Below are 10,244 nucleotides of genomic sequence, written 5' to 3'. Positions count from 1 at the left end.
CCGGTCGCCCGTGCCCCCGGCGGGCCACCCGACGCGGGCACACCCCCCCCCCCCCCCCCTGTTTTCCCCGGGGGGTGGCCCTGGGGGGGGGCGGGCGCGCGCGCCCCGCACCCCTCTCGTACGCAGCGCATGATCGTTGTTACGGTGCACCGCGTGTCTGACTCCTCACGCGATACCGTCGAAGGCGCCGGCTGGACGGCCACCGAACCCGGCTCGTACCGGCAGTTACTTCCCGACAGGGTGCGGAAGCTGTCCTGGCTCGACCCGCGCGTCCTGTGGGCCGCCCGCAACGGGGTGGTCGCCTCCTGGTTCGGGGACCCCACGGGCCGCACCCGGGACCGGTGGGTCGCGCAGCGGACGGCGGCCGGCGCCCCGGCGGACAAGGTGATACGGCGACCGGAGGGGGACCGCTTCTCCTTCCTCGTCATCGGGGACACCGGCGCGGGCGACGACTCGCAGTACGCCGTCGTACCCGGCCTTCTGGAGGCCGGTCGGGAAACGTCGTTCGCCGTGATCACCAGTGACGTGATCTATCCCGTCGGAAGCACCGACGACTACGGCACCAAGTTCTTCCGCCCGTACCAGGACTATCCGGCGCCGATCTACGCGATACCGGGGAACCACGACTGGTACGAGGACCTCGGCGGTTTCATGCGCGTCTTCTGCGACGACGCCCCGCCGCTGCCGCCCGAGCCGAGGCCCCGCCCGCTCGGCCGTGCCTGGTGGCGTGCGCTGCTGTGGCACCGGCCGCGCCCCACGGACGAGCAACGCTTGGCCGAGGCCCGGAAGTTGAGGTCGCAACCGGGTCAACAGGCCGTCCAGCCGGGCCCGTACTGGGCGATCGACGCGGGTCCGGTGCGGATCGTCGGCATCGACACCGGTCTGCTCGGCACGATCGACGCCGAGCAGGGCGCCTGGCTGCGGGAGGTCTCGCGAGGGCCCCGTCCGAAGATCCTCCTCACCGGATCACCGCTGTACGTGGACGGCGAGCACCATCCCTGCCCCATCGAGGGCGGCGGCACCGTCGACGACATCGTGCGCGACCCGGCCCACCGCTATGTGGCGGCGATCGGCGGCGACATCCACAACTACCAGCGCTATCCGGTCGACGTGGACGGCCGCACCGTCCAGTACGTCGTCTCCGGCGGCGGGGGCGCGTTCATGCACGCGACCCACACCATCCCGCGTGTGTCCGTCGCGAACGTCACCGAGTCGGACTTCCGCTGCTATCCGCTGCGCGGCGACTCCCTGGCCTTCTACAGCAGGGTGTACGCCCGCCGGCTGCGGCTGCGCCGCTTCCTCACGCTCAGCGAGGCCGAGGCGATGGCCGTCGTCGCGGAGCGACTCGGCGTCCCGTCCGTCCGCCCCGGGGGCGCTCCGGTACGGGTCACCCGGCGCGTCCGCCTGGTGGCGAGCCTGCTCGGCGCCGGTCGCCGCCCGGAGCGCCAGGCCCGCTTCCGCCTTCCGGTGCGCAAGCTCTACACCCAGCTGTTCTCGCCGAGTTCGGCCACCTACCGCCCGCCGTTCTTCAAGTCGTTCCTGCGTCTGGACGTCACCGGGGAGGCGGTCCGGCTGCGCTGCTTCGCGGCGACCGGTGGACGCGCCCAGGAGGTGGCCCCGCCCGTCGAGGACGAGGTCACCATCCCCCTGACCTGACCGCCGGCGTGTCGGCGGCGCCGGGCCGGTCACCAGCGGCCCGGCTCGCTGCCGGTGATCGGCTCGGACGGCTTGCCGTCCGCTCCGACCGGTACGTCACCGGCGAGCATCACCCGGTGCATGATGCGCGGGAAGCCGAGGTGGGCGCTGTCGCCGGGCGCCAGGTGGATGGTGGCCCGGTTGTCCCAGAAGGCCACGCTGCCCGGCTCCCAGCGGAACCGGACCGTGTACTCGGGCCGGATCGCCTGCTCCAGCAGCATCTCCAGGACCGCCGCGCTCTCCGCCCGGGAGAGGCCCTCGATCTGCTCGACGTAGTAGCCGTTGACGAACAGCAGCCGCTCGCCCGTCTCGGGATGGACGCGTACCAGCGGATGCACCGTGGCGATCTGATGACCCATCAGGTGACGGACGTACGCGTCGTCCCCGGGCCGCGGCTGGTAGCCGACCCCGAGCCGGTGCTCGGCGCGCAGCCCGTCGACGAAGGCGCGTACCGGCTCCGACAGCCCGTCGTAGGCGGCGGCCAGGTTGGACCAGGTGGTGTCGCCACCGTACGGCGGGACGGCCTCGGCGCGCAGGATGGTCGCGGCCGGCGGGTCGACGCGGGCGCCGTGGTCGCAGTGCCAGCCGCGCAGCAGCGTGTGCCGGCGGCGCCGCAGCCACTCCTCGTGCTCCATGCCGAACCGCCCGCCCAGCTCCAGCCGGTCCGCGGTGGTCTCCACCTCGGGCACGTCCGGCGGTGACGCACTACCGCGCCGCCGCAGCACCACCGGCTCGCCGAAGCGGCGGGCGAGGGCCACGTGGGAGGCGTGGTCCAGCCGCTGCCGGCGGAAGAACACCACCTTCCAGCGCAGCACCGCCGCACGGATCTCCGCGGCCACGGCGTCGTCGAGCCCCTCGGCCAGATCCACTCCGGTGATCTCGGCCCCGATGTACCCGGCGACCGGCCTCACCTCGATCCCGCCGGCCCCGCGCCCGCCCGCTGTGCCCGTGTCCGTCGTCATCCGCGCGCTCCGATGGTCGTCGTGACGGTCTCCGCCGATCGTGACAGCGTTTTCCGCCCCCGGCGACAGGGTCTCCCCTCCCCCGTCCGCGGCGGGCCCGCGCGCAGCCCGCCGCGGGGACCCTTTCAGGGGAAAGTGCCGCCCGACGCGCGTGGTGGCATGCCGGTTCGTCGACATCTCTGCCGTGACCCTGCCGCTGATCCCGCCCATGCTCGCCACGCCCGGCCCGCTCCCGCCGGCTGCTCAGGACGCGCGGTGGGCGTACGAGACGAAGCAGGACGGCCAGCGCGTGGTGACGTATCTGCCCGGTGACGGCGGGCTGCTGCTGCGGGCCCGCTCCGGTGAGGACATCACCGCCGCCTACCCCGAACTGCGCCCCCTCGGCCGGGTGCTCGGCGCCGCGCCCGCGATCCTGGACGGGGAGGTGCTGGCGCTGGACGAGCAGGGCCGGGCGAGCTTCCAGTTGCTCCAGGGGCGCATGGGGCTGGCCCACGCCCCCGGCCGGGCGGCGCGCAGGGCCGCCCGGGTCCCCGTCCACCTCGTCCTGTTCGACGTGATGCACCTGGGCGCGCGCCCCCTGCTCGCGCTCCCCTACGTCCGGCGCCGCGAGCTCCTGGAGGACCTCGGCCTGACGGGTCCGTACTGGTCGACGCCCTCGGCGGTCGTCGGCCACGGCGCCGAGGCCCTGGCCGCCACCCGCGAACACGGCCTGGAGGGCCTGGTGTGCAAGCGGCTCGACTCGGTGTACGAACCGGGGGTGCGCTCCCGGGCCTGGATCAAGATCCGCAACATGCGCAGCGAGGACGTCCTCGTGGGCGGCTGGCTGCCCGGCAAGGGGCGGCTGACGGGCCTGCCGGGCGCCGTCCTGATGGGGCGGCGCGCGGGCGGGCGGCTGCGCTACGTCGGCAGTGTGGGCACCGGCTGGAGCGAGGCGGAGCGGTCCGAGCTCGCCACGCTGCTCGCGGCCCTGGCGACCGACGTGTGCCCCTTCGACCCCGTACCGGCGGTGCGCGGGGCGCACTGGGTGCTGCCGCGGCTGGTCGGCGAGGTCCGCTACAGCGTGCGCACCCGGGCCGGGATGCTGCGCCAGCCCTCCTGGCTGCGGCTGCGCCCCGACCTCACCCCCGAGGAGGCCGCGGTGGTGGACCCGCCCGACGATCCGGAGAGGTGACGGCATGTCAACTTCGGTACGCCGGGACGTCTTGAACCGCACGGGTCGCCCGAAGCGAGGTCTATGGTGTCCCGCATGTCCGTCCCCGAACTGATCCGTATCGTCTCCCGCGACTCCCCCATGGCGCTCGCCCAGGTGGAACGCGTCCGCGCCGAACTGGCCGCCGCGCACCCCGGTGTGCGCACCGAGGTGGTCCCGGTGCGGACCACCGGCGACAAGTGGCTGGGCGATCTGTCCGCGGTCGAGGGCAAGGGCGCCTTCACCAAGGAGGTCGACGCCGCGCTGCTGGCCGGCGAGGCGGACCTCGCGGTGCACTGTCTGAAGGACGTGCCCGCCGACCGGCCGCTGCCGGCCGGCACGACGTTCGCCGCGTTCCTGAAGCGGGACGACGTCCGCGACGCCCTCGTCCACCCCGGCGGGCTCACCCTGGACGAGCTCCCGGCCGGCACCCGCGTCGGCACGTCCTCGGTCCGCCGTGTCGCCCAGCTCGCGGCCGGCCACCCGCACCTCGACTGCGTGCCGTTCCGCGGCAACGCCAACCGGCGGCTGGAGAAGCTCGCCGCGGGCGAGGCGGACGCACTCCTGCTCGCCGCGTCCGGCCTGGAGCGCATCGGGCGCGCGGACGTCATCAGCGAGGTGCTGTCCCCGGAGGGGATGATGCCGCCCATCGGCGCGGGCATCCTCGCCCTCCAGTGCCGGGAGGGCGACAGCGAACTCATCGAGGCGGTCGGCCCGCTCGGCGACCCCGGCACCCATCGCGCGGCCACCGCGGAACGCATGTTCCTGCATGTGCTCCAGGGGCACTGCAACAGCCCTATCGCCGGGTACGCGCACGTCGACCGCGCCGGGGAGCTCTCGCTGCGGGCCTGTGTGTTCACCCCCGACGGCAAGGTCCGGCTGAACGCCCACGAGTGGGCGGGCCGGCTGGACGCGGCCACACTCGGCACCTCGGTCGCCGTCGCCCTGCTCCGCCAGGGCGCCCGGGAGATCATCGACGGCATCCCGCACTGACGACGCGGGCGCGGCAGGGCACGGCGGAGGCGCTGCGGGGGCGCGGCGGGCTCGGGTGCGGCTGAGTGCTGCGGGGGTACGACGCGGACTCGGCGGAGTACGGCGGAGGCGCTCCCGGGTTACGGCGGGGCGGCGGGGTGCGGCGCGGGCTCGGGCGCGGCTGAGTGCTGCGGGGGTACGACGCGGACTCGGCGGAGTACGGCGGAGGCGCTCCCGGGGTTACGGCGGAGCAGCGGGTTGCGGCTCGGGCGCGGGCGCGGCTGAGTGGTGCGGGGGTACGGCGGGGCGCGTCGGATCAGCCCGCGGTTCCCGGTCCCGCCTGGTCGCGCAGGAAGGTGCTGATCTGGTGCGCCAGCCCGCCCGGTCCGCCGGCCGCGGGCGTGCCGGTCCCGGCGGTCTCCTCGTGCCCGTCGACGCAGCCGGTCCACAGCGCGCGCGAGGTCCACTCCTCGTCGACCCGCAGCTGGATCTGCGCGTCGATCTGGGACAGGGCGGCCTCCGGCCCCGCCGCGTACAGCACCGCCGTGACCCGGCGCAGCGGATAGACGTCGTAGCCCTCGATGAACTGCGAGTTGCGCCAGTCGACGAACGCGCCGTCCCCGTCCGGGCCGATCCGCACGTCGATCTGCCCGTCCTCCAGGTGAATGCCGAAGCGCCGCGTGCCGCGGTTCTCCACGGTGACACGGAGGCGGAAGTACGTCAGCCCCTCGGCGGCCTCGTCGCGCCCCCGCGGCGGCTCCGACCGCTCCAGGCGGTGGACGCGGACGCGCAGACCGGCATGCTCCTCGTACTCCTGCCAGTCCCCGACCACGTTCGGCTCGTACACAATGCACCTCTCGACTTCCAAGAGCTGCTTCCTATCCGCGCGCTCAGCGCACTGTCAAATGTGCGGAATGCGCCGTGGCCGGGGAATTCACCGTCTTTGATCGCTGATCAAGCCGTGGGCAGGAGGAATTCGCCGACGGGCCCTCGAAGCGGCCCCCGGGGCGTGCCGTACATCACTCCGACGGGCGGCTCGGCCGGCGGCCCGCAGGGCGTCGTCAGCGGGCCAGCCGGCCGAGCAGCGCGGAGGCCGCGGTGATGCCGAGCGCGGCGGCCACCACGAGGACGGCGAAGTCGGCGGCGAGGTGCGCGGGGGTGCCGAGCAGCAGCCCGCGCAGAGCGTCGACCTGATAGCTGAGCGGGTTGGCCTTGCTGACGGCCTGGAGCCAGCCGGGCATGACGGCGACCGGGTAGAGGGCGTTGGAGCCGAAGAACAGCGGCATCGTGATCGCCTGCCCGATGCCCATCAGCCGGTCGCGGCTGAGCACGATGCCGGCGATGGTCATCGACAGGCAGGCGAAGAACGCCGAGCCGAGGACGACGGCTGCGGCGACGCCCAGCAGCTTCAGCGGGTTCCAGGTCAGCGCCACGCCGAGCAGGGCGGCGATGACGATCACGACGATCGCCTGGATCAGCGCCTTCACCCCGGCCGCGAACGCCTTGCCGGTGACCAGGGCGGAGCGCGGGGTCGGGGTGACCAGGAGCTTGTTGAGGACGCCCGCGTCACGCTCCCAGATGATCTGGATGCCGTAGAAGATCGCGATGAACATGGCGGACTGGGCGATGATGCCCGGTGCCATGAAGTCGATGTACGGGATGCCGCCGGTGGGGATCGCCCGGATACGAGTGAAGGTCTGACCGAAGATCAGCAGCCACAGGGCTGGCTGCACCGCGCGGGTGTACAGCTCGGTGCGGTCGTGGCGGAGCTTCTGCAGCTCCACCGCGCACATGGCGACGACCCGGGCGGGCAGCAGCCGCCAGCCGGAGCGGGGCTGCGGGGGCCGCAACAGCAGCCCGATGTCGTCGGCGCTGACGGTGTCAGCCGACGCGGTGTGCGGTGCGGCGGGTGCTTCGGACATCGCGGAAGTCTCCTGAGGTGTCGTCGAGGCCGCTGCCGGCCACGTCGCGGAAGACGTCCTCCAGCGTGGGCAGCGGGTCCGTGGCCGGGGCACCCTGGGCGCGGCGGCGCTCGCCGAGTCCTTCGCGCAGCTCGGCCGGGGTGCCGAGGGCCCGGATGCGGCCGCGGTGCATCAGGGCGACCCGGTCGCAGTACGTGTCGGCCTCGTCCATGTAGTGGGTGGTCACCAGGACCGTCATGCCGGTGGCGGCGCGGACGGCGCCGATGTGCTCCCACACCCCGGTGCGGGCGATCGGGTCCAGGCCGATCGTCGGCTCGTCGAGGATCAGCAGGCGGGGTGAGCTGACCAGGGCCTGGGCGAGTTCGAGGCGGCGGACCATGCCGCCGGAGTAGGTGTTCGCCAGCCGGTCGGCGGCGTCGGCCAGACCGACCGCGGCCAGCGCCTGGGCGACCCGTTCGGCGCGTTCGCGGCGCGGGACGTCGAAGACGCGGGCGAACAGGGTGACGTTCTCCCGGCCGGTGAGGGCGGCGTCGGCGGACAACTGCTGCGGGACGTAGCCCAGCAGGCGGCGTACCGCCATGCGGTCGGAGGCGGCGTCGTGGCCGAAGACGCGGACCATGCCGGAGGGGACCGGCAGAAGAGTGGTGATGCAGCGGATCGCCGTGGTCTTGCCTGCCCCGTTCGGGCCGAGCAGGCCGAACACCTCGCCCGGGCGCACGGACAGGTCCACGCCGTCGACGGCTTTGGTGTCGCCGAAGGCGTGGGCGAGTCCGGTGCAGACGACGGCGTCGTCGGCCGGCTCGGCGGCAGCGTTCCGGGTCATGGGCGATCGGCCTCCTCGCGCAGGTTCTCGGCCAGTCTGCGCAGGGCGGGGACCGCCGCGCGCAGCGCGTCCCGGTCCGTCCGGTCGAGCCGGTCCACCTGATGGCTTACGAGGGCCGCACGGCGTTCCCGCCATTCGCGCAGACGGGTCCTGGCGGCCTCCGTCAGCAGCAGGCGTGCGGCCCGCCGGTCGGCGGGGTCCGTCTCACGGATCAACTGACCGTCCCGGACGAGCTGGTTGACCAGTGTCGAGACGGAGTTGCCCGCCAGGTGCAGCTCCTTGGCGGCCTCCGAGACGCCTATGCCGGGGCGGCTCTCGACCAGGCGCAGCAGCTCGTTCTCGGCGCCGCGCAGCCGGGGCACGGTCATTCCGGCGCGCAGCCGGCGGCGGATCAGCCGCTGGACGCCGACGAGGGCGTCGGCCAGCTCTTCGGGGAAGGTCTCCGGGGTCACGTCCGCCAGATTACCTCTGTAGCAGAGGTAATCACCCCAAAGTCCGGTCAAGGATGCCCGGGCGCGACGGCGGGCGGGAGGGAGGCTGGTGCGGAGACGGCTCCGGCACCGCGCGGAGCCGGCGGGCGCGTCCGCATTCGCACCGCCACGGAAATGCGCGCATTTCCTCCGGTGGCGATTCTCCGGAGTCTGAACAACAATTGAGATTCGTGCGGTCGCATATCGTCACCGCATTCCCGGAACAGTTCTGAAATCGCCGACTTCGGGAATCCCGAGTCCAGTGCTTCGGACAGGAGGCACGTCCGTGGGAGCCGGCGCGCCGGGCCCCGATGTTCATTTCCGTTCGGTCCGGGCCCCGCCCCTCCCAAGGTGTCCGTCCATCCAGCACCTGCTGAGGGAGGCGCAGCTCATGCGTACCACCGGCAGAACGAAGGCCCATCCGCACGACGACGCCCCCGACACCGCCGAGGCGTTCGAGCGGCTCGCTTGCATGCCCGACGGCGCCGAGCGCAAGGCGCTGAGGGACGAGCTGGTACAGGTGTGGCTGCCCATGGCCGAGCGGATCGCCGTACGGTTCCGCGGGCGCGGAGAGGCCCTGGAGGATCTGTACCAGGTGGCAGCGCTGGGCCTGGTCAAGGCCGTCGACCACTACGACCCGGCGCGTGGCTACGCGTTCGAGGCGTACGCCGTGCCGACGGTCACCGGGGAGATCAAGCGGCACTTCCGCGACCACATGTGGACGCTGCATGTGCCGCGCCGCGTCCAGGACCTGCGCAACCGGGTACGGCGCGCCACGAAGGAGCTGGCGCAGACCACGCCCGGCCGGACGCCGACCGTGGCCGAGATCGCCGAGTACGCGCATCTGAGCGTGAGCGAGGTGCGCACCGGGATGGAGGCCCTGGACTGCTTCGCCGCGCTGTCGCTGGAGGCGGAGGTCCCCGGTACGGACGGCTACGCGCTCGGCGACGGGCTGGGCGAGGCCGACGCGCGGTTCGACCTGGTCGTGGACCGGGTGGCGGTCAGGCCCTGTCTGGAGGCGCTGCCCGAACGCGAGCGCACCATCCTGTACCTCAGGTTCTTCCGGGGCATGACGCAGAGCCGGATCGCGCAGCAGCTGGGCATCTCGCAGATGCATGTCTCGCGCCTGCTCAGCGGGTGTTTCGCCCATCTGCGCGAGGAGCTGCTCGCCGAGGCCGGGTGAGCCGCGCCGCGGCTCACCCGCCGTGCGGGGGCGGCCGTGCGGGGGCGGCCGTGTCCCGCGCCGCTTCGGCGGCGTCCGGCGGGTACTCGGCAGGCGTCTTCCGCGCTCCGGTCGGACACTGGTGTCAGGCTGGTGGAAATCGGTCTGACACGACCAGGACGGGCCATGAACCACGACATGACACCTTCCGGCAGTTCTCCCGACGTCGTCTCCACGCACTCGGTGTGCGGCGCGCCCTGCTGGGTGAGCCTGACCAGCCGGGATCTCCAGGCCACGGAGGAGTTCTACCAGGCTGTGCTGGGCTGGGAGTGGCGTCCGGCCAGACTCGGCGACCACTTTCGCATCGCGCTCGCGGAGGGCGCCCCGGTCGCGGGGATCGGCGCGGTGGCCGCCATGTGGCAGATGGCGGTCGCCTGGACGCCGTACTTCGCCGTGCCCAGCGCCGACCAGGCCGTCGCGCGGGTGCAGGAACGCGGCGGTACGGCCGCGGTCGGCCCGATCTCCTTCCCGCCGGGGCGCGCGGCACTGCTGGCCGACCGGGACGGCGCGACCTTCGGGATCTGGGAGGGTGACCTCTTCACGGACTGGGAGACCTGGCGCAAGGCCGCGCCGGCCTTCATCCGGCTGCACACGCGCGACGCCTTCGACGCCGCGATCTTCTACGGCGAGGTCCTGGACTGGGCCTCACGGCGCCCCGGCTGCTGCGAGGTCCGCTACGAGGGCGACGAGGTGGTGCTGCGCAGCCACGGCGAGGTCGTGGCGCGCATCGAGTCCGGCGCGCTGGAGGCGGCGCCGGACCCCACGATCCGCCCGCACTGGCAGATCCACTTCCGCGTGTCCGACGTGGCCGCCTGCGCCCGCGCCGCCGAGGTCCACGGCGGCAGCGTCCTGCGCGAGGGCCCCGACGAGGCCGTACTCCGCGACCGGGACGGCGCCCAGTTCACGGTGACGTCACGCCGCGAGGCCTGAACGGCGACCCATCCCCACCACCGGCCGCAGGCCGACGCAAACGCCATGTGCCCCTGCCG

At 73.4% G+C, this 10,244-nt stretch carries 10 protein-coding genes; 5 read left to right on the top strand and 5 right to left on the bottom strand.

Annotated elements, in window-relative coordinates; all coding sequences use genetic code 11:
• Nucleotides 1-153: 153 nt before the first annotated feature.
• The gene (locus tag ACFY3J_RS21230) at nt 154-1,656 is read left to right on the top strand and encodes a metallophosphoesterase family protein (protein WP_390841478.1); all 1,503 of its coding nucleotides are present in this window, start codon (nt 154-156) and stop codon (nt 1,654-1,656) included.
• A gap of 29 nt (nt 1,657-1,685) precedes the next feature.
• On the opposite strand, the gene ACFY3J_RS21225 is transcribed toward ACFY3J_RS21230, so the two are convergent.
• Complete coding sequence (locus ACFY3J_RS21225; protein WP_390841477.1) at nt 1,686-2,657, bottom strand: TauD/TfdA dioxygenase family protein; 972 nt, start codon at nt 2,655-2,657, stop codon at nt 1,686-1,688.
• Nucleotides 2,658-2,841: 184 nt separating this feature from the next.
• Between ACFY3J_RS21225 and ACFY3J_RS21220 the strand changes: the two genes are divergently transcribed.
• Complete coding sequence (locus ACFY3J_RS21220) at nt 2,842-3,828, top strand: ATP-dependent DNA ligase (RefSeq protein WP_384182157.1); 987 nt, start codon at nt 2,842-2,844, stop codon at nt 3,826-3,828.
• Nucleotides 3,829-3,903: 75 nt separating this feature from the next.
• Nucleotides 3,904-4,839, top strand: coding sequence for a hydroxymethylbilane synthase (gene hemC, locus ACFY3J_RS21215; protein ID WP_384182160.1), 936 nt, complete (start codon nt 3,904-3,906; stop codon nt 4,837-4,839).
• A 295-nt stretch (nt 4,840-5,134) separates the two neighbouring features.
• Here the strand turns inward: hemC and ACFY3J_RS21210 are convergent, their stop codons facing one another.
• From ACFY3J_RS21210 to ACFY3J_RS21195, 4 genes are all read right to left on the bottom strand, one after another.
• A complete protein-coding gene (locus ACFY3J_RS21210) occupies nt 5,135-5,665 on the bottom strand; it encodes a hypothetical protein (RefSeq protein WP_384182163.1) in 531 nt (176 codons plus the stop codon).
• A gap of 214 nt (nt 5,666-5,879) precedes the next feature.
• Nucleotides 5,880-6,740, bottom strand: a complete 861-nt coding sequence (locus tag ACFY3J_RS21205) for an ABC transporter permease (RefSeq protein WP_384182166.1) — start codon at nt 6,738-6,740, stop codon at nt 5,880-5,882.
• Nucleotides 6,700-7,563 (bottom strand): ABC transporter ATP-binding protein, encoded by an 864-nt coding sequence (locus ACFY3J_RS21200; RefSeq protein WP_384182169.1) that lies wholly within the window; start codon nt 7,561-7,563, stop codon nt 6,700-6,702. The genes ACFY3J_RS21205 and ACFY3J_RS21200 overlap by 41 nt, the downstream gene beginning before the upstream one ends.
• Complete coding sequence (locus tag ACFY3J_RS21195) at nt 7,560-8,015, bottom strand: MarR family winged helix-turn-helix transcriptional regulator (RefSeq protein ID WP_384182172.1); 456 nt, start codon at nt 8,013-8,015, stop codon at nt 7,560-7,562. The genes ACFY3J_RS21200 and ACFY3J_RS21195 overlap by 4 nt, the downstream gene beginning before the upstream one ends.
• A 409-nt stretch (nt 8,016-8,424) precedes the next feature.
• Between ACFY3J_RS21195 and ACFY3J_RS21190 the strand changes: the two genes are divergently transcribed.
• A complete protein-coding gene (locus ACFY3J_RS21190) occupies nt 8,425-9,216 on the top strand; it encodes a SigB/SigF/SigG family RNA polymerase sigma factor (protein WP_390841476.1) in 792 nt (263 codons plus the stop codon).
• Nucleotides 9,217-9,381: 165 nt separating this feature from the next.
• Entirely contained in the window at nt 9,382-10,185 is an 804-nt protein-coding gene (locus ACFY3J_RS21185; RefSeq protein ID WP_384182177.1) for a VOC family protein, read from the top strand.
• Nucleotides 10,186-10,244: the final 59 nt, after the last annotated feature.

Origin of the sequence: Streptomyces sp. NPDC001231, from assembly GCF_042896885.1 — a bacterium.
GTDB lineage: Bacteria > Actinomycetota > Actinomycetes > Streptomycetales > Streptomycetaceae > Streptomyces.
This window is presented reverse-complemented; position numbering and strand designations above follow the sequence as displayed.

Bases quoted from the DNA above. Each gene is read 5' to 3' on its own strand.
- ACFY3J_RS21225 (WP_390841477.1), bottom strand. From the start codon at position 2,657: ATGACGACGGACACGGGCACAGCGGGCGGGCGCGGGGCCGGCGGGATC.
- hemC (WP_384182160.1), top strand. From the start codon at position 3,904: ATGTCCGTCCCCGAACTGATCCGTATCGTCTCCCGCGACTCCCCCATG.
- ACFY3J_RS21205 (WP_384182166.1), bottom strand. From the start codon at position 6,740: ATGTCCGAAGCACCCGCCGCACCGCACACCGCGTCGGCTGACACCGTC.
- ACFY3J_RS21200 (WP_384182169.1), bottom strand. From the start codon at position 7,563: ATGACCCGGAACGCTGCCGCCGAGCCGGCCGACGACGCCGTCGTCTGC.
- ACFY3J_RS21190 (WP_390841476.1), top strand. From the start codon at position 8,425: ATGCGTACCACCGGCAGAACGAAGGCCCATCCGCACGACGACGCCCCC.
- ACFY3J_RS21185 (WP_384182177.1), top strand. From the start codon at position 9,382: ATGAACCACGACATGACACCTTCCGGCAGTTCTCCCGACGTCGTCTCC.